This window comes from Opacimonas viscosa, from assembly GCF_024199005.1.
GTDB lineage: Bacteria > Pseudomonadota > Gammaproteobacteria > Enterobacterales > Alteromonadaceae > Opacimonas > Opacimonas viscosa.
The window spans coordinates 124,801-148,966 of sequence record NZ_JANATA010000004.1 but is presented as its reverse complement, the minus strand read 5'-3'; the positions used below and the strand labels follow the sequence as shown (position 1 = coordinate 148,966).

Genomic DNA, 24,166 nt, shown 5'->3' with positions numbered 1-24,166 from the left:
GTGTTACAAAAGCACCGCTTTAAATGGCCAAAGCTAGACGATATGCGCCATATCCAGTTATCTGAGCAACAGCTTGAGTGGTTGTTATCAGGGATGGATGTCATTGGACATCAGCCGTTGTCGTATCACAGCTTGGGCTTATAACGTCAGATCATAAAAACGACTCAACGATCACCTTTTAATCTAAGTAAAGACAAGTGCTGGCGGTGTTTTTTTGGTATAATCCATAGCATGAAATCAGATGTTCAAACCTTACCCACAGATGTGTTAGCCCTGCAACAAATGGTCGCTAAGTTGCAGCGTGAACTCGATGCCAAAGACGCTAAATATCAGCGTTTACTTGAGCAGTTTCGGTTAGCACAGCATCAGCGCTTTGGTGCAAATGGTGAAGCGCATCCAGGGCAAGGTGAGCTGTTCAACGAAGCAGAAGATATCCATCACAATGAGAATACTGAGACTGACTCAGACACTACTACGGTAACCTATGAGCGCAAACAGGCAAAGCGCAAGCCGTTACCGGCAGACTTGCCGCGTGAGCGCGTCGTGCATGATATTGCAGAAGCAGATAAGGCCTGTGGTTGCTGTGGCCATGAGTTACATTGCATCGGTGAAGATGTCTCAGAAAAGCTGGAGTTTATCCCGGCACAAGTGAAAGTCATTGAGCATGTACGGCCTAAATATGCGTGTAAAGCCTGTGAAAAGGCAGGCACGGCTAATCAGATTAAACAAGCTCCGATGCCTGCTACCATTATCCCCAAAGGCTATGCAACACCCAGCTTGTTAGCGCAAGTGATTACCAGCAAATATCAATACGGTCTACCATTACATCGCCAAGAGTCGATGTTTAAACAATACGGCATTGACATGAGTCGCAAAACGTTATCGGACTGGATGCTCAGGTGTAGCGATAAGTTGCAAATGCTGTATGACAGGTTAAAAGCCATACAGCTAGCACAACCGGTGATACATGCTGATGAGACCACTGTAAACGTCGTCAGCGATGATAATGTCAAATCCTACATGTGGGTGTATGCCACAGGCGCTGACTCACCCAAAGATAAGCTCGTGGATAGCGACATCAAGCCCATCGTGCTGTTCGATTACCACAACAGTCGAGCCAGCAAGTGTGCGGTGGCATACCTCAACGGGTATCAAGGCTATCTGCAGGTCGATGGTTATGCAGGGTATCACCATACCCAAGCGACATTGGTCGGCTGCTGGGCACATGCAAGGCGCAAGTTCCATGAGGCCAAAATCGCCCAAGGTAAAAAGCCGTCAGGTAAAGCGGATATGGCCTTAAGCACTATCCAAAAGCTCTATCGTATCGAGACGCAGATAAAAACCTTGTCAATATCAGAGCGCTATCAACAGCGCCAAGACAAAGCGCTGCCAATAATAAATAAGTTCAAAGACTGGCTCATCAAATCAGAGCAACAGGTATTACCCAAAACAAAACTCGGTGAGGCTATCTTATACACACTCAATCAGTGGGACAAACTCATCGCCTACACACAAAATGGACAGCTGAATATCGATAACAACCGAGCCGAGCGCTGTATCAAACCCTTTGTCATTGGCAGAAAAAATTGGATGTTTAGCCAAACCGCGAACGGCGCTCACGCATCAGCAGTACTGTACTCCATCATTGAAACCGCTAAGGCGAATGGGCTCGTAACGTTTGACTATCTCATGCAGGTACTTGCAAAAATCAGCCAACCTGACGTTGATATTGATGCGTTATTACCTTGGGTAATCAAGCTCGGGTAGTGGTGATTACCGGACGGACACGGTACCCAGCAAGCGTAGCGCGATAGCTGTAACGATCTGTATGGCATTCTAAGACGTTTTAACGTGTTCTTAGTGTACTTATCGCCCTGTTCATTTAACAGCCGGATATGATCCATACGGGGGGTGTACGAACTAGTGATGTACGTATTAGCAAGTAATGCCTTAAGACTAAATGGGACTAGATCTGTGTATGGCTGTGTTAGCTCTGTTCGCGTTTAGTTAAATCGGAGTCAAAGGCTAAAAACGTATTAAGTTACAGCACTGCTGTTCAGTCACACTTAGCGAAAAATCAAGATTTCACTCGTTTAACTTTTAAAATGTAATTTATCTATGGCCGAGAAAAAGTTCATTTTAAAACCCAAATTCCGCTATTGTTAGGAATTGATGTAATAACCTTATAGTTTTCATCAAGTTCAATTTGTTGCAATATAGTTTTATCAGAAGACCAACCTTGCCAAGCACCATCAACATAAATCCAAATAACCTTAACATCACTGAACATTGTAAGCTCCGTAATTGCCGAACTTGTTGATATTAAAGACCACCCTAAAGTTAACTCATTAACTGTCGATTCACTTGGCGCTAAAGCTTCGATAGAAACCAGACTAAACTCTGATGGATTATCTTGCACATACAATCTGCCAGAAACCGATGCTTCGCTACGCTCTAATATAATACCTTGTTGAATGTCTTCATAATACTCTGGTGGAATAGCTTTAACTAAACGTTGTTCAAATGTCATTTCAGTCCAAGGTAATTCAGAAATAGTCACATCTAATGCTGATGTTGAAAACTCGCCTGTGTTGTCAGTTATTTTTACCATCACACTGTAAACCCCTGACGTATTAAACGTAAAGTTATCTTCTGTTACAAACCCATTTCCGAAATCATATTCAATTGCTTGTAAATTTCTACCATCTGCAAGATCATACTCAGCATTAAATACTAATTCTGATTGCTCTTGTGTGTCACCAATAAAGCTGAATGATGATATGGTTGGGGTTGTAGAGGGATACTCGTAAGGTCCAATATCGATTGCAGCACCAGATATCCTATATTTACCATCCAAATCTTCCTTAGGAAAGTCAATGTCATCAATATTAACAGTACCTGCATTAATTAAGTCTGAAGAATCTGTTAAATGGAAATTTCCGTTTTCTGCATCCACAAAACCAAGGTTTACCCCTGTAAATATATTATTTTCTTCAAAGGCAACCAAATCCAAGGATAATGGGTTAAAGAAGCTATTGTAAATTCTTATCAAAGCATCACCGGAACCTCCAATACTATAAGTAACATCACCATCAAATATAGAATTCACAACATAAGCATTTGAATACACTTGTAATGTCTTAGTGTTGGAGTGAAATATAGAGTTCAATACTGTTATACTCTGAGAGGCGATTGCACCGCCCCTTGGAGCGCTATTACCAGTAAATATCGAGTTTTTTATTGTGGTAGGTGCCATAGCGCTAATAGCCCCGCCATTACTATATATAGAAGAATTATCTTTAAATAGTGTTCCTTCAATAAATAATCCTTTCACTCCCCCTCCTTTATTTTGAGAGATAGCTCCAGTACTATATATCGAAGAGTTATTAATAAACATTGAGTTACTTACAGTTACCAAGCTTGAATATGTAAGGACCCCTCCACCCTTATTGTCTAGAAACTGTGAGTCAGTTATTGAGGTAACATTGCCCATTACCTTAAGCCCTACCTGAGCATCATTATTTTTAAAAATACATCCTATGACAACGACATCGTGAGCAGTAAACACTCCTGCACCATAGCTGTTTGTATCAGTAAAACCATCGACAAAACTTATTTTTTTTATTGTTAAAGCATTAGACATAACTCCGGCAGAGTTTAAATAATGATGAAATACCCTATGTGTATTATCCCCACTTATAATGACATTATCAGCTATTGAACCTTGGAGTGTTAGTGTATTAGTTTCTTGACTTAAGTAAATAAAAGTCCCTTCACCATCATCCGTTGTTTTATAAATACCATCAGCAAGAATAATAGTGTCATTTTCACCGTTTGTAGCAGCTGATTTCAACGCATCACGAAACTCAGGTGTATTTGCAACATTAAACGTTGCTGAAAATGACGTTTGTGAAAGGGCAAGTATAGAAATGGCTAACATTGAGATAATAAATTTTTTCATCTTAAATTCCTAAGTTTGGAATTGCTGGCGGGAGAAGAGACTTATCAATAGTACCAATTCTCGATTTTAATGTTGCAGTATCCACCTGTTGGTCTGCAAAAATAATAAGGTCATTTGTAGCTACATTACCACCATTAGCTACCGTAATTGATTCCGTAACAACTCTAGTCTCAATAATTACATCTCGCGTCATTACGATATTGCCAGAATTATCAAAGGACTTGTAATAGTCGGTTCGATTCCCTTCAACATAAAGCTCATCTTGGCCTGATTTAAGATTAGATGCATCCACGTTGGAGCCTGCAGGCACATAGATTTGGTCAACGCCACTACTACCTGATATTAACGTGCTGATGTTTGGTCCTAATGCCATCACACCTGCACCATTATTATCCAGCACAATGTGTTTGACTGTCGCGCCTGTCGTTACTTTAGCGTCTAGCGCTTTACTAGTTGTATCTAAGGTTAAATCTGTCAGTGGTGTACCTGATGTTACCGCCGCTTTGATATCGGCTGTACTTATAGCACCATCAGTAAATACCAATTCATCCGCTGCACTGGCAGTGGCAATAAACTGCACTATCTCTTCACCAATATCCGTCAATCGTGATAACTGCATCACACCCGTAGCGGTATCTAATAAAATACTATTAACATACTCAGATAACGGACCACTGAAATACAATTTATCAATAGAGCCTTTTAGATTGGTCAGGTCATACTTCACGCCTGGTTGAATCATCACCCCGTCAACCTCACTAGAGCCTGAGAATAAGAAGGTTTGTCCTACCACACTGACCTCATCAACATAACGAGCAATGTCAAAGAAGTTATCCCCTTGTGAGCCTGTCACTATTACTTTAGCTGTGGGAGTGAGAGAAGCAAATGCAAAGTTATCACTTTCGATATATGTGTAAGCAGGTATACCATCTCTGTCTGATGTCATACCTAGTGCTAAGCACGCTTCATCACATTCGTCAGGCGCACCATCACTATCAGTATCGAGTAACTCACCAATGGAAATAAGGGGGAATTTATCTTTACCATCGATAACACCATCATCATCACTGTCTGCTAACTTAGGGTTAGTACCTAGTTCAATTTCAGCGCCATCTTTAAGGCCATCAGCGTCAAAGTCAGGATTTAGGCGGTCTAAATCATTAAAAAGCTCATAGTTATCACCCAGACCATCACCGTCTGAATCTGTCTGTTCCGAGCTGTTTAATGGGAATGCATCTAAATCGTCATTCAAACCATCATTATCATCATCGTTATCACAAACATCACCAGCACCATCAGAATCAAAATCTTCTTGCTCTGGATTTTGTATCAAAGGACAGTTATCTATCGAGTTACCAAGTGAATCTTTATCGACATCTATCCATACAGCTGGATTATTGGGTGCTATATCGAATTCGTCAACCGCGTTATCACCATCTGTATCAACAGTATATTCAACCCCATTGTAACTTTGCTCACAAATGCGTACATAATTTATCGTTGGCGCTTCTTTGTAAAGTAAAGCGAGGTCAGATAAATCATGTGCCGTTCTGATCTCATAAATGTCATCTTTGAGCATGACATCTTCAAGATAACTAACATGACCAACATAGTTTGAAGGTGCATCACCAACATGTACAGTATGTGTTAGCCTTGTAGAGTTTATCCAAGGGGCGTCTATGCCGAAACCGTTATCCATACCCGATATTTGTAACAATACTTCAACAATATCTGAGGATGAATTAGCTGATATATCATAGCCTGTCACCATGGGAGTGGTGATATCTTGCTCCGGGTTATTGATGGTAAAACTCAGCTTTTCACTGATACCTGCACTTTGGATGCTGATTTGATAATCACCACTAATGGCATTTTCATGCAGCGGAATGGACAATTGAGCTTGGTCATCAGACTTATCATTGAAACTCGTTTCAACATAACATTGAGACGGGGCAACTAGCCTAATATAGGCATTATCTATACTTAACGACTCATCTATACGGTACATGTTAAAAGCCAGCTCAGGAAACGTTGATATGAGTTCGAAAGACACCTGTTCATCAGCATCAAAAATACCGTCATTATCACTATCAGAGTTTAAAGGGTCTAAATTGATGGCTAATTCTTTAACATCTGTTAAACCATCATTGTCATCATCGCTATCAGCTGCCATGCCAAGGTCAATACATACCTCATTACACGTATCTGGTGCGCCATCTGAGTCGGTATCTAGTAACTCGCCAATGGAAATAAGTGGATAAGTATCAATAGTGTCTAGGAGACTGTCGTTATCATCATCTGTATCTGCCGTCATACCTAATGCCGTACAAGAATCATCACAAATATCAGGGGCGCCATCACGATCTGAATCAGATAATAATCCTAGTGAAATCATTGGGAAGATGTCATTGATATCTGTTACGCCATCATCATCCGAGTCCCTATTTACGTCAAATTCATATGGACCTATATCAATTCCCTGTCCTAATATTCTTGAAGATTTATCTGCATCAAAATCTGGCAATATAAAATCTTTTGGATAAGATTCGCCAATGTCAATTAAATCAGAATTAACTTGTAATTTATAATTATTGTCGTTGATAAACCCTAATCGAATACCTTCAAAAACATTATTTAAGCTTATGAATAAACCATTAACTCTACTTTCATTCACATAACTTGACCTTATTTGACTATAATCTCCTATTGTTATTTCACCCTGCTGTAAAAAAATACTATTAGTGATAATCGTTTCACTACCAATAGAAATGTCTCCTGAATCTAGATTAATTAGTGTATTAGAAATAACATTATTATTTCTTACACTCATAGCTAATTGATCATTAGAAATATTATTTGAAATAATTGAGTTAAATATTTTCATACCCACAGTGGTTCTAAATATGCTCTTGCCACTATTACCAATAATCTTAACATTTTCCATGTATGCATCATTGATACTTCCTGAGCAACCATCATCTATAACACTAGCAAATTCACCACTATTATTGTTTACAATTATTGAATCTAAGATTTTCCAGTCATTGTTACAACTTCCTATTGTTCTAAAACCGGTGTTATTTTGAATGATTAAATTTTTATACTCATTACCATCCTCTACAGATATTGCTCCATTTTGATTATTTTGTATTATTGAATCATTAATACTAATTCTTCCACCAATCGCATAATAACCAGTTTTTAAATGTCTGTTTGCTTCAATTATCGAATTATTAATGGTTCCTCTAGGTCTTGGACTTTTATCCCAATGTAGATAAATAGCACTGAAGTAACCTACCTTTGAATGTATACCCGTTCGTGCAATGTCAGTAGCATTTAAATTAAGTATTACATTCTCTAACTTAAAGTCAGTATCAATCCAAATCCCAGCTCCTTTCCTGGACTTCTCAGTAGTTCCTATATCTTCATTTATATATCCATTAGAAATACTCAGATTTTTAAACACCACCATTTTTGATAACGACTGCAAAAAAATAACTCTATCGTGGTTATCACCGTCTAAAATTGTTGAAATTTTACTTGAGCCAACAATGTCTAAAGTATTTTCTTCAATTGAAAAATATATAAAAGTGCCTTTTTCATCATCTGTAGTCTTATAAATACCATCTGCAAGATTAATAATGTCGTCTTCACCGTTTGTTGCCGCTGTAGATAATGCAATTCTGAACTCTGCTGTAGTTGATACATTAAAAGTCTCTGCTTGAACTAAGGATGTAGCTGCAAGTAATAATAATATATATTTTTTCACGGTCTTTTCCTTAGAGCACTGATATTTTTTGTCTTGATAGTAAGGCTGATTGTTTATTATCGGCATGTATACGTGAATTTGATATAAGAAATATTCTTAGGCATAAGATATGTTATATCGTTGATAGAAAACTAGCGGCTTGTTCTCAATTGTAAATCCTCAGCTAATCCACTTTGACTTTTTATTTACAGGCCATCTAGCCCTGATACAATAGGTACATAATTTGTACCCATTAAAAACGATATGCTTAATACTTCATATGCTATACATGATATAAAATTACTGTTAGAACTGAGCGACTCAGCTCGTAAGACACTGTTGGTAATACTTGAACAATTTAATGGTACGCTATCTGGCAAGTTAGATAGGTCAGATATGGACAATGCTCAGAAACAAAGACTGAAAAGGGGTATTGCTGAGCTAAAAGAAAAAGGGTTTATCATCAAATCTACCCATTCTAGAGGCCAATTTACCATTAACTCACAACTCGTCGATACAACTCTGCTCAAAACGCGAGAGGAGCACTACCTTAAATCCGGCTTTTATCGTAGCAATTGTAATGAATTACTAAGTATATTGATTGCCATAGAGCATTTCTTCGATGAATTCTATAACAAAGAGTTTATCATTAAGTTTATAGCATATGGCAATACTCCTAGGCTCCCAGCGAATGTATTTAGTAATATGGTGACGTTCACCCAGGATAACTACCTTTTAGAGGACAGACATACCTATGCTTCTGTGCTAAACGAAATGATTAACATATCAGAACAACTAAAATATTACTGTGATGCCAGACAGCAATATTTTGTCATGGCATTTCACACACGCTCAGAAATTATGGATAGGTTTAAATCGATTATTAGCACAGGTGTGTTGGGTTATCCTTATAAATGTAATGCTGAAGCCAAAGCATTGGCAAAATTTGTACAAACATGGTTCTTTGATAACTACCCTGAGCTGATGATTTAAGGGTACATTATTTGTACCTATATTAGTTTTTATACTGCAGATAAAGTCAGAGTAACAAATCTAACCTATCCCTCGATTTTAACGTCAAAACCAGTTTTGTCTAAAATGGCTTGCTCGAAGACTCCATAATCAACCACTTTCTTGCTATAAATCGCATCATGCACTGGAATACCATCATCCACCATAGAAAGCATGGCATCGCGGATTTGCTTCTCAAAGTAAGTCCATATGAAGAAGAATACACTTGCCTTGTCTCGTGATTGTTGTGCAGTGTTTTCCTTTTCAATACTTTGCCAATCGGTATCTTCTGGAAAATCGTTCTTTGATTGTTCTATTGCAGATTGAAGCAGGTCTGGTTCATACTGAGCTATTGTGGCAACAACTTCACGTCTTAATTGGTCAGATTCTTTATAAAACTCTTTAAGCTTATCGCTGTCTCCAACTTTCTTCTGACTGCCATTAGAATAAGCTGTCAAAAGTGCTTTGACTTCATCTATACTCTTACCTAGGTCTGAAGCAATTTCTTCTCGGAGGGCTCTTTTGGCGAAAGGTTCATATCCATAACTAAAGATTAATGGGTAAGCGACATGTAAATCATTAAACTCTTTATAGTGATACAAAGGATATTTCGTTAGAATATTAAAACAGATGATTTGCAAGCCACCACTAATGTCATAATTGTGGTACCCAAGGGCCTTCCTCTCAGTACTTCGTAATCTGGAGAAGATGTTGTACGTTCTCCCTTTACTGGGGTCGACACTGGCTAGGTTTATTAGTGGTACAACAATACAACTAGGTGGTGATGGATGAGCAATGCCCATCACTTGAATAAATGAACGTATAGATAGCTTGGCAAGGTCTTGTACTTTGATTAGAAAACGTTGTTGCTCTATTAACTTATTTACCTGTCCAAGGTTTACACTTTTGCCAGTACACAATGAATCTCCTATATGTACAGGCAAATGTGTAAACCCAACCATCGATTGATTGTATTCATCCACTAGGTCTATTGTTAAATCTACAATCTGTTTATTGATGACCTCTGCCTGATGCGTTAACTTCCATGACTTCGCATAAGCATCCGTCCTATAGCTATTGGACCTAGAGAATAAAGTAGTCACTAAGTTACTGTTATTAAGTTCGGTTAATAGGTATTTAGCCGCACCGTTTTGACTATGAACAGGGGTACCCTTCTTACCCTTACGAGTCTCAACCTGCGTGACCAGCTTCATGTACTCTAAACCCACCCTAACAGCTTTTTTAGTTGTTTTTATATTATTGATAAGGTTTGTATTAGTTTTCAACACATATCCAGCTACTGCACCCATGACTTGTAAAAAGTGCTGCTTGTCTGAGCCAGAAGTTAACGCAAGGTCTACATACGTTGTCACGATTTGTTTATCAACAAATTCAACATCTGATTTTGATGGAACCGGTGCTGTGGTCAGATAATTAGTGATGTCACCTTTTAGCTTAGAGATAGTCATGCGTGATAAACCTGCATAATTGGCAAGGTCTGTTTGATTGGTGCTTCCTGCCAACCCCCTATGATTTAACACTCGCAAGACTTTTTCTAAATTTTTATTCATACATTTATACCTAACAGCACAACAACAATTAACTAAAACTACGATAATCGTTTTAGTTGTTCAAGGTATTTCGACCATGTTTCCATCAATTCTCGCCTCTCTTCAAGACGCATAGAACGATCATACGCCGCTTTTACCTTATTACCCTCAATATGCCCTAACTGAAGCTCAATCAGATCGCCATCAAGCCTACAATGCTCCCTAGCTAGTGTGGAGAAACTGGAACGGAATCCATGAAACACGTGCTTATCTTTATCAACACCAATTGCTCTCAGTGCCTTGTTCAATGTGTTTTCGCTCAAAGGACGATGTACTTTGTTACCCGGAAATAAGTAATTTCCATCAGATTTTTCAATGGCTAGCTCTAATAGCTTCATGACAGGAGCTGTCAAAGGGATCCAATGCTCTCGTCCCATCTTGTCTTTAGGTATTATCCAAAGCTTCCTTTCGAAGTCGATATCTTCAACCTTAGCCATTCGAATAGACTCACTACGAAGAAACACAAATGGTGCAACCTGTAGACAACGCTTTACCGACGGCATTAGCTGTTGTGCATTGTCGATAGTTGTGAGCAATCTAGTGAATTCAGCTTTTTCAATGATTGCAGGCATGTTTTTTATCTGCGGTTTCTTGGTGCATCCTTGTAAAGGTTGGGCGGGATTGCTTTCACAATAAAGGTTCTGGACACCATACTTAAATATTTGACTGAGAATGTTCTGTATACGTCGGGCGAGCTCTAGATGGCCTTTTCGTTCAATCTGCTTGAGTATTGGCAAAATGTCTATGGGTTTGATGTGTGCTATGGTCATATTGCCTAGTTGGGGTAACAGGTAATTATCAATCCTGCGTTGAACTAGGTGATGATTCTTAGAACTAATGTAACCTTTGTATGCAAGCCACTCAGAGGCTGTTTCCTTAAACGATATACACTTGTATTCTACGACCATTTCAAGATCATCACGAAGCGCTCTGGCCTTCTCAAGGGATACTTTAGGGTAAGAGCCAAGTGCTTTCATTGTCCATGAACCAGCATCATTTTTGTAACGATATCGCCAGTTTTTGCCACCTGACTTTGTCAGCTCTATGTAAAGGCCATTCGAGTCTAGATGGCGTTCGATTTTAGATGGGGCCTTAAAACGTTGTATTTTAGTATTGGTCAACATATGTCTACTCATTCTGTTGCAGATAATCTACTCAAATTCTACTCATTACAAACAGTAGAATTTACCAGAACTGATTTTGCAGGAGGTATTTGTAAAACCTCTGAAAGCCAGTAAACACAGTGCTTTAAAACGAAAAAAGCCAGGCGTTTAAGCCCAGCTTTCTATAGTATTGGCGGAGAGAGAGGGATTCGAACCCTCGTTAGGTTTAACCCTAAACACACTTTCCAGGCGTGCGCCTTCAGCCACTCAGCCACCTCTCCAAAACTTATAATTAACTACCAAGAGTTAATGTCAGGGCGCGTATATTAGGGAATACGCGTACTTTTGACAAGTGTTTTATGAATAAATAATGGATTAAATAAGCACTTATGCGTTACCTGTAGCGCGTTGCTGTAATTGTGCCGAAAAATCCAACATTCTATTTAACGAAATTAAGGCACCTTGGCGAGTTGTTTCATCGACAGTGATCTCATGTCCAATATTGTGCGTCAGAGACTCGTAGATAGCCTCTAAGCCATTCATTGCCATCCATGGGCAATGTGCACAGCTTTTACATGTTGCCCCGTTACCGCCGGTTGGGGCCTCTAATAACTCTTTACCAGGTACTTGTTGTTGCATCTTGTAAAAAATACCACGATCCGTTGCTACTATTAGCTGTTTGTGTGGTAATTCTTTGGCGGCTTTGATTAACTGTGAGGTACTCCCTACAGCGTCCGCTAATGCAACTACAGAAGCTGGTGATTCAGGGTGCACTAGAATAGCCGCGTCAGGATATACATTCTTCATATCGAGTAATGCTTTCGCTGAAAACTCGTCATGTACGATACATTCACCTTGCCACATGAGCATATCAGCCCCAGTTTCTTTAGCGATATAAGCGCCTAAATGACGATCTGGGCCCCAAATAATCTTGTGCCCTTCACTATCCAAATGCTCCACGATTTCCAGGGCAATCGAAGATGTGACAATCCAATCAGCACGTGCTTTTACCGCAGCAGATGTATTGGCATATACCACCACAGTGTGATCAGGGTGAGCATCACAAAACTCAGAAAACTCTTTTTCAGGACATCCTAAGTCTAATGAACATGTTGCCTCCAAAGTAGGCATCAACACCGTTTTTTCTGGGCTCAAAATTTTGGCTGTCTCTCCCATAAAACGAACACCAGCAACAATCAAGGTCTGAGCCTCATCATCTCTCCCAAAACGGGCCATTTCTAAAGAATCTGATACACAACCACCCGTTTCTTCAGCTAATGCTTGGATGTCTGGTTCGGTATAATAATGCGCAATCAACGTCGCATTTTTCTCTTTGAGTAAACGCTTTATATTCGTTTTTAAATATGTCTCTCGTTCAGGACTCAGCGCCTTGGGTTTTTCAGGAAAAGGATAATCGATCGGCGCTACACGTAATACTTCAGTCATGATGCTATTCGCTTACTAAGGGGATACAAAATTGACTGAATTATACCGAAAACACAGAATGACTACTAGCTTTGGGGCTGATAATTATAAGGGAATAAATATGGGGGATGGTCCTTGATGGTGGGTCGTGCTGGATTCGAACCAGCGACCAATTGATTAAAAGTCAACTGCTCTACCAACTGAGCTAACGACCCATCAAAGGAAGTAGAAGAAAGTGGTGGGTCGTGCTGGATTCGAACCAGCGACCAATTGATTAAAAGTCAACTGCTCTACCAACTGAGCTAACGACCCTTTCTTCACTGTTGCTATGCAACGGGCGCATATAATACTCAATCTATGGGGATAAGCAAGCCCTTTTGCCAAAATATATTAAAAAACTTAAAACCGTTGTTTTCATAATCAATAAGACTAAATATACAGCATATTTGCTATTGATTTCCCTCTCTTTACCTTGACCAAAATCATCTGCGCATGTTTTTTGAACAACAAAAAAGAAGTATTAGCTAACCGCCGAATACTCCTTCTTAAATTCTTTGATAATGAGTGTTTTACAGTAAGTTCAACTGCTCTTGTGCCAATTTGGCCGATGTCGAATTGGCATAAGCACTCACGACTTTAGCTAATAAATCTCGAGCGGCTGAAGTATTACCTAGATTTTTTTCAGTGATCCCTAACTTCAACGTCGCATCAGCAATTTTATTAGAGTCTGGATATTGAGAAACTAATATACCAAATTGTTCTTTGGCTTTTGTCCAAGTACGGTTGTTGTAATGGATCTGACCTAACCAATAATGTGCATTCGGCTTAAACTTTGAATCAGGAAATTCTGCTGCAAATGCTTCTAACTTTGGCACAGCCGCTTTGGTATCACGTTGCTTGAGTATCAGGTCCACTGCAGCTCTGTAGGCCTGGGCCTCAGTCTGGACCATCCCACTGCTATCAGCCAATACATTTGCATTAGGCTGTTGTGCAGGAGGGTTCACCGTAGCAGTTTTACCCGTCACTAAAGAAACCGCACCAATGTCATTGTTGGACTTCGTAGCAGCTTCTTGTAGCTGTTGTGACTGTATATCAAAAGCGAGTAATAATTCACGCTGGCGCTGAAGAATCTTTTCAATCTGAAAATTTTGTTCTTCAATTTTCCCGCGTATGCCGCTAAGTTCCGTTTGCAAATCATTGATCTGTTCTTGGACACGTTGTTGACTACGTGTTCTAGACTGCACGACACGTTCTAGATTAGCCACTTTGGTTGCGAGATCATTATCACTCAGATTAACGACAGGAGCCTGCGCAAACAGGCTACTGCTCATTGTTAATAAACCCGCACCTACCATGGTACTTAACAACGTTTTATTTTCCATTATTACTCTCTTTTAAGCTAAGTTTTAAATATATTTATGAAACTTAGTAAATCACTACTGCGCGACGATTCTGTGCCATTGCATATTCAGAAGCACCAGTAACAGCTGGTTTTTCTTCACCAAAAGAAACTACAGAAATTTGCGCAGCTGAAACACCAGCGTTTAATAGATAGGTTTCAACCGCTTGGGCACGACGCTCACCTAATGCAATGTTGTACTCTGGAGTACCGCGGCTATCAGTATGGCCTTGGATAACAACAGATTGTTTTGGATTTTTCACTAGGAACGCAGCGTGCTTATCTAATACACCATAGAAGTCAGCTTTGATTGATGAACGGTCAAAATCAAAATAAACCGTTTGCTCAGCTTCTAAAGCAGCACGTTCTTGTTGCACCATCTCTTCTGCTTGCGCTAAACGTTGCGCAGCTTCTGCTTGGACACGTTGGGCATTGGCTTGCTCAGCAGCTTTTTGTGCTTCAGCTTGCTCAGCAGCAATACGGTTACGCTCAGCAGCAAGTTCTTCTTCTGATGGACCTGAAGAACAAGCCATCATAGTCATTACTGGAACTGCAATAAATAACGCACGTAAAGAAGTAGAAGTTTTCATATATATCCTTGTTGTTTAAATTGTGTATTTTTTACATTAAAAACGGCGACCAGCTTGGGGCTTTTATTTGTCCCTCAACAGCTGGTAGTCTAGCCTTAAATCGACCATCTAATGAAACCAGTGAAAGCACTTGAGTTCCTTCATGCAATGTACTGTATATAATCATACTGCCATTGGGGGCAATACTCGGTGACTCATCCAAATAGGTTTTAGTCAGAACTTGCATCGCTCCATCAGTCAAATTTTGTCTAGCAATGTGGTAGTTACCGTTAGTACGATTTACTAGCACAAGCTCAGAACCGTCAGGTGAAATAGTCCCACCGAGGTTCATATCACCTTCGAAGGTTAATCGTTTAACCCGCTTAGTGTCTAAATTTACTCTATAAATCTGAGGTTTACCACCCCTGTCAGAACTAAAAATCAATTCTTTACCATTTGGTGCCCAAGATGGCTCAGTATCAATTGCCCGGTGACGGGTAATTCTCGATAAGACTCTGGTAGCGATATCAATCACATAGATTTCTGGGTTGCCGTCTTTGGACAACACCATCGCTATTTTTTTGCCATCTGGGGAGAATCTTGGTGCGCCATTAATACCTTTAAAATCAGTTAATTTGACTCGATTCATCGTATAAATATCTTGGATAAAAATCTGCGAACGTCCATTTTCAAAACTGACATAAGCTAATTTGTTGCCATCTGGTGACCATGACGGTGACATTAAAGGTTCTGGCGAGGACAATAACCGCGTTTCATTCTCACCATCATAATCCGCAATAATGAGTTGATAAGGTAAAGCGTTCTTTTTCGTATCTTTTACTACAACATATGCAATGCGCGTCAAAAACGCCCCTTTTTGTCCTGTTAGGGCTTCATAAACCACATCAGATATGCGGTGAGCAAATTGACGATATTGTGTACCGGATATCGTTAATGAACGTGCTACGATGATATGTGCTTTAGCAGAAACTAACTGCCCGTCTTTCAGTATTTGTGCATCACCCGCTAACTGTGCGCCTTTTAAGGTATCCACCACCGCATAGTCAATCTTGTATTTATTTGCAGAGACCTCTTTAATACTCCCCAACACAATCGTATTGATACCTTTATCCACCCACGCTTGATGATTCACTGCACTGACATCACTTGGAAATTGGGGCATACGCGCCATACTGATAGGATTAAAACGACCACTACGACGTAAATCGTTATTAATCACCTCGGTAAGTTCGCCCGGAAAAAAGCCTTCACCTTCCCATTTAAACGGAACAATTGCTATTGGCGTCGCATTGTCGACCCCTTCTGTAATCACAATATTCAGCTGTGCTGTTGCTGAAAACATCACACACCAAGTGGCGACTAATATAATAATTTTCTTCATTGCTCTACCGTTAAGTTGATATCTCTTAATTCTGCAAAAACAGCCGGGTCACGTGACACCGGTAAATTTGTTGGCTTATAAACTGCGTTAATCGCTGCCCGACACAACGCATCATCACCTGATAATTGATTCACTTTAAGCACTACACCACCGATACCAAGACGAATATTCAGTAGGCACTTCTTGCCTTTAAAGGCATCATTGACGATTAAATTACGCTGAATAGTTGCCTTGATCAAGGCAGAATAACGCTGTTTCTCTGAAACAACACGCTTTCTTTGTTCTGCAGCGATTTGGGCTTGCTCTTGACGTAATGCTTCTTCTAATTGTTTTTGTTGTTCCGCTAAACGTTTTTGTTCTGCTACTTCTGCTTGTTTGCGTTTTTGTGCCGCTGCTTCTGCTGCTTTTTTCTGCGCTAAAGCCTCTGCAGCCTTGCGCTCTAATTCACGTTGCTTTTTTGCTTCTGCCTGTTTCTTTTTCTCTGCAGCTTGCTGTGCTTTTGCTTTGCGTTTGCGCTCTGCTTCGCGCTTTTCTCGAGCCGCCTTTTCTCGTTGCAAACGCTCTTGGCGTTGTCGTTCAGTCGCACGCTTTTGCACTTGTTCTTTATCATATTTTGCCTGCGTCACTGCAGGGTCAATAAAAGTTGCCTGAACGATCTCCGGCACAGCAGCTATGTCGACAGCCACGTTAGGTGTTTTTGCTGCAAAACTGACACTCAACACTAAAAATAAAACAATCCCGATATGCAACACTATCGACATGCCATAAGAAGATTTAAGTGCATCGATAACGCGCTGTTTATCCATTTATTGCTCTGGCTCAGTCATTAATCCTACAGAAGGCACGCCAGCCTTTTGTAGGGTCACCATCATTTGCACAATTTTATCATATGCCACTGAACCATCTGCTTTGATCACAACAGGCTTTTTTGGTTGATTTTGTATTTCTAATTCAACCAACGCTAAAAAATCAGGAATGGTTAATGGTGATTTGGGATCATTACCCACGTTTAAATAATATTGACCTTGTGCATCCATAGACGCTATCAGGGGTGGTATTTCTTCTTGTTCCACAGGCTCTGCGTTGGCATCCGGTAGATCAACTTTTACGCCTTGGGTCACCAAGGGAGCAGTCACCATAAAAATGATGAGTAATACCAACATCACATCGATGTATGGCACGACATTAATATCAGATACCGGACGACGCTTTTTACGCTGATACATGATTATGCACTCGCTACCGACTGGCGTTGTAAAATGGCAGAAAACTCTTCCATGAAGTTAACATAACCATTTTCGATTTTTTCTACCTGATTACTGAATTTGTTGTATGCAATTACCGCAGGAATAGCAGCAAAAAGTCCTATAGCAGTCGCTATCAGTGCCTCAGCAATACCCGGTGCAACCATAGCTAATGTAGCCTGCTGGACTTGCCCTAGGGCGATGAAGGCATTCATAATCCCCCAAACTGTACCGAATAGACCAATATATGGAGAAATAGAGCCCGCTGTGGCTAAAAATGACAGACGAGATTCTAAACCGTCCACCTCTCGAGACAATGCCACTCGCATCGAACGAGCCGCACCTTCTACTACCATATCACCTTGGGCGCTCGCTTTGCGCAGACGGACAAACTCGCGAAAACCAGAGACAAAAATACTGTGCACACCGGATATGTGACTCTGCGCAGATAGTTCTTGATACAACTGATTCAAATCGGTACCAGACCAGAACTTCTCTTCAAATTCTTGTAACGTTTGTTTAGCAAACTTAAGCGCACGTGCACGTTGAAAAATAAATGCCCAAGAAATGATGGACGTCCCCATTAAAATCAACATAACTAACTGTACAACGACACTAGCTTCTAAAAACAAACCGATAAACGTGAGATCAGTTGACACGTAAACATTCCTTATAAAGTGAAGGTGGAATAGCACAAGGCTTCATTTTGAGTAAATTGACACAAGCAACCTGAACCTCAGCTGAGACTAACAAACGATCTGCAAAGTAAATACTCTGTGTAAAGACCATAGAAGCTCTTTTAAGTTCGCTGATGGAGGTTCGAATGGTTATTTCTTGCTCAAACTTTGCCGGTGCATGATTTTCCATATTAATTTTTTTAACTACGAATGCAATATTATCATCTAATAAAGCTTGTTGGGAAACCCCTAAATCACGTACATATTCACTACGAGCTCGTTCTAAAAACCTCAAATAGTTCGCATAATATACAATTCCACCGGCATCAGTGTCTTCATAATAGACTCTGACAGTAAAACAATGAGGAGAGAATTTATCCATTAAAAAATCTAATCCTAATAAACTAATTTAATTCAGTTGTATGAAGTCATCTGAGCACTATAATGCACGCCATAGATTGTTTGTGTTTGATTCAATTTGTATCCCTCAACATGTTGTTCTATGTAGTATCATTGACATATGTTTTTAGCCCGCCTCTGGTGGGCTTTTTTTTTGCTCATCGAATCACACCACACTTGCTCTGAAGGGGAATCAGTTCGGAATTAACCACTGATAAAGAACTCCCTCAATCCCGACCGTTACACGGTATAATCAAAACCCAAATGACGATAAGCCCGTTCTAGAGCAATACGACCTCTTGGCGTTCTTTGTAAAAAGCCTTGTTGGATTAAATACGGTTCAATGACATCTTCAATCGTCTCTTTTTCTTCGCCTATCGCCGCCGCTAAATTATCTAAACCGACCGGACCGCCAGCAAATTTATCAATAATCGCTTCGAGGAGCTTGCGATCCATAAAGTCAAAACCTTCTTTATCCACATCGAGCATATCGAGTGCACTAGCAGCCACTTCTGCCGTAGCCACACCATCGGCTTTGATCTCGGCATAATCTCGAACACGACGCAACAAGCGGTTAGCGATACGCGGGGTGCCACGAGCGCGTTTAGCCACTTCAATCGCCCCTTCTTCAGCCATATCAACATTTAAATAATTTGCCGATCGCATAATAATATCAGTCAAATCCTGAGTATTATAAAATTCTAGTCGTTGTACAATACCAAAACGGTCTCGTAACGGTGAGGTCAGAGAACCTGCTCGAGTTGTCGCACCAATGAGGGTAAAGGGCGGTAAGTCTAGCTTAATAGAGCGAGCTGCAGGTCCTTCACCAATCATTATATCCAATTGATAATCTTCCATAGCAGGATACAACACTTCTTCTACAACAGGACTCAAACGGTGGATTTCATCGACAAACAACACATCGTTTTCTTCCAGGTTGGTTAATAGCGCAGCTAAATCTCCTGCTTTTTCAAGCACTGGCCCTGAGGTTGTTTTAATGTTTACGCCCATCTCATTCGCAACAATATTTGCTAATGTGGTTTTACCCAAGCCTGGTGGACCAAATATCAACAAATGATCTAAAGCATCGGAACGTTTTCGCGCTGCCTCAATGAATATCTCCATTTGTTCGCAAACGTGCGGCTGTCCTGTGTAATCGGCTAACGTTTTAGGACGTATAGCACGATCGACAGCTTCATCATCGCCTTTGGCTGTTGCTTGTATTAAGCGATCTTCTTCTATCATAATTACACCATTGACCTAAGGGCTTCGCGGATCAGCTGTTCGCTCGTTAAATCATCTTTATACACACTTTGAATGACTTTACTTGCTTGAGCGGGTTTATAACCTAAAGCAACTAATGCACTCAGCGCTTCTTCACGCACATCGTTCACCGGTACGATGGTATTACCAATATCCAGTGAAGGTGTGCCTGGAATCAATACAGCATCATCAGCAGCCGTTAAATTTAACTTCGCTAGACGATCCTTTAACTCCACGACCAAACGTTCGGCTGTCTTTTTCCCTACCCCGGGTAATTTAACCAAAGTCGTAACATCTTCAAAACCCACACATTGGACAAGTTGGGCTGCAGACATGCCTGATAAAATGGTTAATGCTAGTTTTGGACCGACGCCATTTGCCTTAATCAATTCACGAAAGACAATACGCTCCTGTTTATCAGCAAAACCAAATAATAACTGTGCATCCTCGCGTACGACAAAATGCGTAAAGACCGTGGTGATTTCACCGATCTCTGGTAGCTGGTAAATACTGGTCATTGGCATGTTGACTTCATAGCCAATCCCACCAGCTTCAATCAATACCTCGGGAGGCTGTTTTGCAAGTATTTTGCCGGTAATTAATCCAATCATGCTGCGCTCTCTGTTATTGTGTTTATTATAGGATGCATACTCGGTGTAGCATACTGAATTTAAGTTGAGACTTAGCGTCTCAGTCGACCCCTGACTGTCTTACTCGCTTGGCCAGCCATAGGAAGTAAGCTTTGTTGAGTATGCCCATGACACAGAGCAACTGCAAGTGCATCTGCAGCATCGGCTTGGGGTGTGCCTGGTAACTTTAAAATATGCCTAACCATATGCTGTACCTGTGTTTTATCCGCACTACCCTTGCCCACAACAGATTGTTTTATTTGTCGTGCCGAATATTCATAGACTGGAAGATCGTATTGCGTCGCAGCGACAATCGCACTGCCTCTAGCTTGACCTAACTTCAACGCTGAATCTGGATTTTTCGCCATAAATACTTGTTCAATCGCAAACTCATTCGGCTGGTGCTGTTGAATAATCTCACTGACTCCAGCAAAAATCTGTTGCAAACGTCCGGCCAGTTCATCGCCGTATGTTTTAATACAACCACTCGAAACGTAGGCAAAAGTAGTCCCAGTTTTTTTTATGAGGCCATAACCGGTAATACGGGAACCTGGGTCAATGCCTAGGATAATACTCATGTCGATACTTCCGGGACAAAACGAGCGATGGCGTCAGCATTAGTAGATGACCAAACCTTTTCTATCGCTGCCGTCTTATCCAACCATAAATAAGCTGTGTGCTCCGTTAAACGGATTTGAGCGTCAGCGGGTATTTGAGCGGCGAATACATATTCAAAATTGTATTTGGTATCTACTGGGTAGCGATAAAGCCATGTTTTGCGAATGGTATATTGGTTCGTTAAACGACAGTCTTTGATTTGCTGTAACGTAGGATCCAGAATGACCCCTGTTTCTTCTGCCACTTCTCGATAAGCGGTCTGCAAGGGCACTTCAGATGGCTCTAAAGTGCCCGTTACAGATTGCCAAAAGTCAGGATCATCGTCTCTTTGCATCACCAATACTTGGGCATGTTCATTGTACAGAACGACGAGGACTGACTCTGGTCTTTTAAATGTCATTGAATAATTATTCTTCCGTTTTCTTTACTGTAGTAATCGCTAATTCAGTTAACTGTTCAGAGTTGGCTACACCTGGTGCATTAGTTAACGGGCAAGCGGCCGTAGTGGTTTTCGGGAATGCCATAACATCACGGATCGATGAAGCACCCGTCATCAACATGACTAAACGATCTAAACCAAATGCCAAACCCGCATGTGGTGGAGTACCGTACTGTAAAGCCTCAAGTAAGAAGCCAAACTTAGACTGAGCTTCTTCTTTGGTGATCCCTAAAATATCAAATACCGTGGCTTGCATGTCTTGTTGGTGAATACGCACAGAACCCCCACCTAATTCACAGCCATTTAGTACCATATCATACGCATTAGAAAGCGCAGTAGCTGGATTTGCGGCAAGTTCCTCTGGTGTCATATCACGTGGTGCAGTGAATGGATGATGCAATGCATGGAATTGACCGTCGACTTCTTCGAACATTGGGAAATCAACGACCCACAACGGACGCCATTCACCTTGATTTAATGACAAATCATTGCCAACTTTAAGACGTAATGCACCTAATGACTCGGTCACAACATTATAAGTATCAGAACCAAATAATAGTATATCCCCCGTTTGGGCCCCAGTACGCATCAGTAACTCAGTAATGATTTCTGGTGATAAAAACTTCGCTATCGGAGACTGAACCCCCTCAGGGCCAGCAGCCAAATCGTTGACTTTCATCCAGGCCAAACCCTTGGCACCGTAGATACCCGCATAGTCTGCGTAACCATCAATCTGTTTACGTGACAAGCTTGCTCCACCTGGGACACATAAACACGCAACCCGACCTTTCGGATCATTAGCAGGCCCAGCAAATACCTTAAATTCAACGTTAGCTAAAATATCAGCCACATCAATAATTTTTAATGGATTACGCAAGTCAGGCTTATCTGAACCATAATCTTGCATGGCCTGAGCGTAGCTCATGCGTGGGAATTCACCTAGATCAACATCTAACATTTGTTGGAACAATCCGCGGATCATACGTTCTGTGATAGCCATCACACCCTCAGCATCAAGGAATGTTGTCTCGATATCGATTTGCGTAAATTCAGGCTGTCGGTCTGCGCGAAGATCTTCATCACGGAAACACTTTACTATTTGATAGTATTTGTCCATTCCCGACATCATCAGCAATTGTTTAAACAACTGTGGAGATTGTGGTAAAGCAAAAAATTGACCTTTGTGCGTACGTGAAGGAACTAAGTAATCTCGAGCACCTTCTGGCGTAGCTTTAGTCAGGATCGGTGTTTCAATATCCAAGAAGCCATCGTCTTCTAAGAAACGACGCACAGCGCCGGTGACTTTGGAACGGAACAATAAACGCTCTGTCATCACTGGACGACGTAAATCTAAATAGCGGTATTTTAAACGTTGTTCTTCTGAGTTTTCCTGATTCCAATCTAGTGGCAGCGCTGCTGATTTATTCAAAATTTCTAAGGTCTTGCCCAAGATCTCAATTTCACCTGTGCGCATGTCTTGATTCACTTGTGAATCAGGACGCGCCCGAACTAAGCCAGTCAGCTTCACACAGAATTCATTACGTAAGCTATTTGCTGTAGCGAACACATCTTCAATATCAGGATCATAAACAACTTGTACGATACCTTCACGGTCACGTAAATCTAAAAAGATAACCCCGCCTAAGTCTCGACGTTTATTTACCCAACCAAACAAAGTGACTGTCTGGCCAATGTGAGATGCATTGATGTTGCCGCAATAATCTGTGCGCATGAAAAACCTTAAATATGAACCGATTGGACACGAAATAATATGCTGAGCATTATAAACTAATGCTCAGAATTGCCTAGTAAAGACTGAAAATTGTACGAAAAAAACTAGACGTTTTTTGTTGGATAGTGATTTGTCGTATTACAAATCACTCTCAACATATTCAGGCAAATCACCTAAAGGGGGAACCGCCATGGATTGGCCTTGTTCGTCCAAGGCGACAAACTTAAACACCGCCTCGGTGACTTTTTCTCTGATACCGATACGACTACGACGTACCCAGCACTCGACATGAACATCGAGTGAACTTCGCCCGACTCGGACAATTCTCGTATATACGCCTAAAATGTCTCCCACATGCACCGGTTTAATAAAACTCATACCGTCCAAAGCAACAGTCACCACTCGAGCTTGGGCACGCTGCCCTGCGCAAATACCTGCTGCCATATCCATTTGGGATAACACCCAGCCGCCAAAGATATCACCCGCGGGATTAGTATCCGCTTGCATCGCTATCGTTCGGGTGGTTAAACGACCCACTGGGGCTTTCGCCTTTAAAGGCTCTGATTCAAAACGCACACCAGCCCAACCCGTTTGCATAAAATTTCTAATATTTGCATGATCACTGCCTGAAGGATTGCCAAGGACATCATCACGATAATACGTGCCGAATAGAGCCAGTGTTTGTGCTTCAGATAAGTGATGAAATTTAGCAAATGCGAAAATTTTACAAGAGCCTTCATTCGTTCCTGAACTATTTTCTACATCGCCATTTTTAAACAACGTAGGAGTATACTCATAATGCGTATTAATCACGTCCATTACAGTAGTAAAATCAACCAGCGAGGGAGTATCTTTAACTTGGTCTAACAATGCGTGTGGGGTCAACGTATTCATCCTAAAATTAGCATGGTTACATTGTAATTAATTTCATCCCAAA

General features: G+C 40.8%; 21 protein-coding genes and 3 tRNA genes. 3 read left to right on the top strand and 21 right to left on the bottom strand.

Features of this window, described 5'->3' with window-relative positions; translation table 11 throughout:
• Positions 1-144 (top strand): IS66 family insertion sequence element accessory protein TnpB, encoded by a 144-nt coding sequence (gene tnpB, locus NLF92_RS14315; RefSeq protein WP_432420204.1) that lies wholly within the window; start codon positions 1-3, stop codon positions 142-144.
• Positions 145-231: 87 nt separating this feature from the next.
• Positions 232-1,767, top strand: a complete 1,536-nt coding sequence (gene tnpC, locus NLF92_RS04110) for an IS66 family transposase (protein WP_254099177.1) — start codon at positions 232-234, stop codon at positions 1,765-1,767.
• A gap of 367 nt (positions 1,768-2,134) precedes the next feature.
• Here the strand turns inward: tnpC and NLF92_RS04105 are convergent, their stop codons facing one another.
• The gene (locus tag NLF92_RS04105) at positions 2,135-3,961 is read right to left on the bottom strand and encodes a hypothetical protein (RefSeq protein ID WP_254099175.1); all 1,827 of its coding nucleotides are present in this window, start codon (positions 3,959-3,961) and stop codon (positions 2,135-2,137) included.
• A 1-nt stretch (position 3,962) separates the two neighbouring features.
• A complete protein-coding gene (locus tag NLF92_RS14265) occupies positions 3,963-7,730 on the bottom strand; it encodes a thrombospondin type 3 repeat-containing protein (protein ID WP_254099173.1) in 3,768 nt (1,255 codons plus the stop codon).
• Positions 7,731-7,973: 243 nt separating this feature from the next.
• Between NLF92_RS14265 and NLF92_RS04095 the strand changes: the two genes are divergently transcribed.
• Positions 7,974-8,702, top strand: a complete 729-nt coding sequence (locus tag NLF92_RS04095; RefSeq protein WP_254099171.1) for a hypothetical protein — start codon at positions 7,974-7,976, stop codon at positions 8,700-8,702.
• Between the two features lie 65 nt (positions 8,703-8,767).
• Here NLF92_RS04095 and NLF92_RS04090 read toward each other — a convergent pair whose 3' ends face one another.
• The 19 genes from NLF92_RS04090 to NLF92_RS14260 form a co-directional block, all read right to left on the bottom strand.
• Positions 8,768-10,291, bottom strand: coding sequence for a hypothetical protein (locus NLF92_RS04090; protein ID WP_254099169.1), 1,524 nt, complete (start codon positions 10,289-10,291; stop codon positions 8,768-8,770).
• Between the two features lie 38 nt (positions 10,292-10,329).
• On the bottom strand, positions 10,330-11,454 hold the full coding sequence (locus NLF92_RS04085) for a tyrosine-type recombinase/integrase (RefSeq protein WP_254099167.1): 1,125 nt from the start codon (positions 11,452-11,454) through the stop codon (positions 10,330-10,332).
• Between the two features lie 170 nt (positions 11,455-11,624).
• Positions 11,625-11,714: transfer RNA gene (locus NLF92_RS04080), tRNA-Ser, on the bottom strand.
• 106 nt (positions 11,715-11,820) lie between these two features.
• Positions 11,821-12,879, bottom strand: coding sequence for a quinolinate synthase NadA (gene nadA / locus NLF92_RS04075; protein WP_254099164.1), 1,059 nt, complete (start codon positions 12,877-12,879; stop codon positions 11,821-11,823).
• Positions 12,880-12,997: 118 nt separating this feature from the next.
• Positions 12,998-13,073, bottom strand: a tRNA-Lys gene (locus tag NLF92_RS04070).
• Between the two features lie 21 nt (positions 13,074-13,094).
• Positions 13,095-13,170: transfer RNA gene (locus NLF92_RS04065), tRNA-Lys, on the bottom strand.
• A 257-nt stretch (positions 13,171-13,427) separates the two neighbouring features.
• Positions 13,428-14,240 carry a tol-pal system protein YbgF gene (gene ybgF / locus NLF92_RS04060; RefSeq protein ID WP_254099162.1) on the bottom strand — a complete coding sequence of 271 codons (813 nt, stop codon included), beginning with the start codon at positions 14,238-14,240 and terminating at the stop codon, positions 13,428-13,430.
• A 43-nt stretch (positions 14,241-14,283) separates the two neighbouring features.
• The gene (pal, locus tag NLF92_RS04055) at positions 14,284-14,847 is read right to left on the bottom strand and encodes a peptidoglycan-associated lipoprotein Pal (RefSeq protein WP_254099161.1); all 564 of its coding nucleotides are present in this window, start codon (positions 14,845-14,847) and stop codon (positions 14,284-14,286) included.
• Positions 14,848-14,878: 31 nt separating this feature from the next.
• Positions 14,879-16,228: a Tol-Pal system beta propeller repeat protein TolB gene (gene tolB / locus NLF92_RS04050; RefSeq protein ID WP_254099159.1), complete on the bottom strand. Its 1,350-nt coding sequence runs from the start codon at positions 16,226-16,228 to the stop codon at positions 14,879-14,881.
• Positions 16,225-17,034: a cell envelope integrity protein TolA gene (gene tolA, locus NLF92_RS04045; protein ID WP_254099157.1), complete on the bottom strand. Its 810-nt coding sequence runs from the start codon at positions 17,032-17,034 to the stop codon at positions 16,225-16,227. Before tolA ends, tolB begins: the two co-directional genes overlap by 4 nt.
• The gene (tolR, locus tag NLF92_RS04040; protein WP_254099155.1) at positions 17,035-17,454 is read right to left on the bottom strand and encodes a protein TolR; all 420 of its coding nucleotides are present in this window, start codon (positions 17,452-17,454) and stop codon (positions 17,035-17,037) included. It abuts the gene before it with no gap.
• 2 nt (positions 17,455-17,456) lie between these two features.
• Positions 17,457-18,131, bottom strand: coding sequence for a protein TolQ (gene tolQ / locus NLF92_RS04035; protein WP_254099153.1), 675 nt, complete (start codon positions 18,129-18,131; stop codon positions 17,457-17,459).
• Entirely contained in the window at positions 18,121-18,531 is a 411-nt protein-coding gene (gene ybgC / locus NLF92_RS04030) for a tol-pal system-associated acyl-CoA thioesterase (RefSeq protein WP_254099152.1), read from the bottom strand. Before ybgC ends, tolQ begins: the two co-directional genes overlap by 11 nt.
• A gap of 257 nt (positions 18,532-18,788) precedes the next feature.
• Positions 18,789-19,793, bottom strand: a complete 1,005-nt coding sequence (ruvB, locus tag NLF92_RS04025; protein ID WP_254099150.1) for a Holliday junction branch migration DNA helicase RuvB — start codon at positions 19,791-19,793, stop codon at positions 18,789-18,791.
• 2 nt (positions 19,794-19,795) lie between these two features.
• Positions 19,796-20,422 (bottom strand): Holliday junction branch migration protein RuvA, encoded by a 627-nt coding sequence (gene ruvA / locus NLF92_RS04020; protein WP_254099148.1) that lies wholly within the window; start codon positions 20,420-20,422, stop codon positions 19,796-19,798.
• 71 nt (positions 20,423-20,493) lie between these two features.
• Positions 20,494-21,018: a crossover junction endodeoxyribonuclease RuvC gene (ruvC, locus tag NLF92_RS04015; protein ID WP_254099146.1), complete on the bottom strand. Its 525-nt coding sequence runs from the start codon at positions 21,016-21,018 to the stop codon at positions 20,494-20,496.
• The gene (gene nudB / locus NLF92_RS04010; protein WP_254099144.1) at positions 21,015-21,458 is read right to left on the bottom strand and encodes a dihydroneopterin triphosphate diphosphatase; all 444 of its coding nucleotides are present in this window, start codon (positions 21,456-21,458) and stop codon (positions 21,015-21,017) included. Before nudB ends, ruvC begins: the two co-directional genes overlap by 4 nt.
• A 7-nt stretch (positions 21,459-21,465) precedes the next feature.
• Entirely contained in the window at positions 21,466-23,229 is a 1,764-nt protein-coding gene (gene aspS / locus NLF92_RS04005) for an aspartate--tRNA ligase (RefSeq protein ID WP_254099142.1), read from the bottom strand.
• A gap of 138 nt (positions 23,230-23,367) precedes the next feature.
• Positions 23,368-24,114: a HopJ type III effector protein gene (locus NLF92_RS14260; protein ID WP_349293215.1), complete on the bottom strand. Its 747-nt coding sequence runs from the start codon at positions 24,112-24,114 to the stop codon at positions 23,368-23,370.
• Positions 24,115-24,166 lie beyond the last annotated feature (52 nt).

Excerpts from the sequence above, each read along its gene's own strand:
- nudB (WP_254099144.1), bottom strand. The coding sequence starts at position 21,458 with ATGACATTTAAAAGACCAGAGTCAGTCCTCGTCGTTCTGTACAATGAA.
- NLF92_RS04085 (WP_254099167.1), bottom strand. The coding sequence starts at position 11,454 with ATGTTGACCAATACTAAAATACAACGTTTTAAGGCCCCATCTAAAATC.
- nadA (WP_254099164.1), bottom strand. The coding sequence starts at position 12,879 with ATGACTGAAGTATTACGTGTAGCGCCGATCGATTATCCTTTTCCTGAA.
- tolB (WP_254099159.1), bottom strand. The coding sequence starts at position 16,228 with ATGAAGAAAATTATTATATTAGTCGCCACTTGGTGTGTGATGTTTTCA.
- tolA (WP_254099157.1), bottom strand. The coding sequence starts at position 17,034 with ATGGATAAACAGCGCGTTATCGATGCACTTAAATCTTCTTATGGCATG.
- aspS (WP_254099142.1), bottom strand. The coding sequence starts at position 23,229 with ATGCGCACAGATTATTGCGGCAACATCAATGCATCTCACATTGGCCAG.
- tolR (WP_254099155.1), bottom strand. The coding sequence starts at position 17,454 with ATGTATCAGCGTAAAAAGCGTCGTCCGGTATCTGATATTAATGTCGTG.
- pal (WP_254099161.1), bottom strand. The coding sequence starts at position 14,847 with ATGAAAACTTCTACTTCTTTACGTGCGTTATTTATTGCAGTTCCAGTA.
- NLF92_RS04095 (WP_254099171.1), top strand. The coding sequence starts at position 7,974 with ATGCTTAATACTTCATATGCTATACATGATATAAAATTACTGTTAGAA.
- NLF92_RS04090 (WP_254099169.1), bottom strand. The coding sequence starts at position 10,291 with ATGAATAAAAATTTAGAAAAAGTCTTGCGAGTGTTAAATCATAGGGGG.
- ruvB (WP_254099150.1), bottom strand. The coding sequence starts at position 19,793 with ATGATAGAAGAAGATCGCTTAATACAAGCAACAGCCAAAGGCGATGAT.
- tnpC (WP_254099177.1), top strand. The coding sequence starts at position 232 with ATGAAATCAGATGTTCAAACCTTACCCACAGATGTGTTAGCCCTGCAA.
- ruvC (WP_254099146.1), bottom strand. The coding sequence starts at position 21,018 with ATGAGTATTATCCTAGGCATTGACCCAGGTTCCCGTATTACCGGTTAT.
- ybgF (WP_254099162.1), bottom strand. The coding sequence starts at position 14,240 with ATGGAAAATAAAACGTTGTTAAGTACCATGGTAGGTGCGGGTTTATTA.
- NLF92_RS04105 (WP_254099175.1), bottom strand. The coding sequence starts at position 3,961 with ATGAAAAAATTTATTATCTCAATGTTAGCCATTTCTATACTTGCCCTT.
- ruvA (WP_254099148.1), bottom strand. The coding sequence starts at position 20,422 with ATGATTGGATTAATTACCGGCAAAATACTTGCAAAACAGCCTCCCGAG.
- ybgC (WP_254099152.1), bottom strand. The coding sequence starts at position 18,531 with ATGGATAAATTCTCTCCTCATTGTTTTACTGTCAGAGTCTATTATGAA.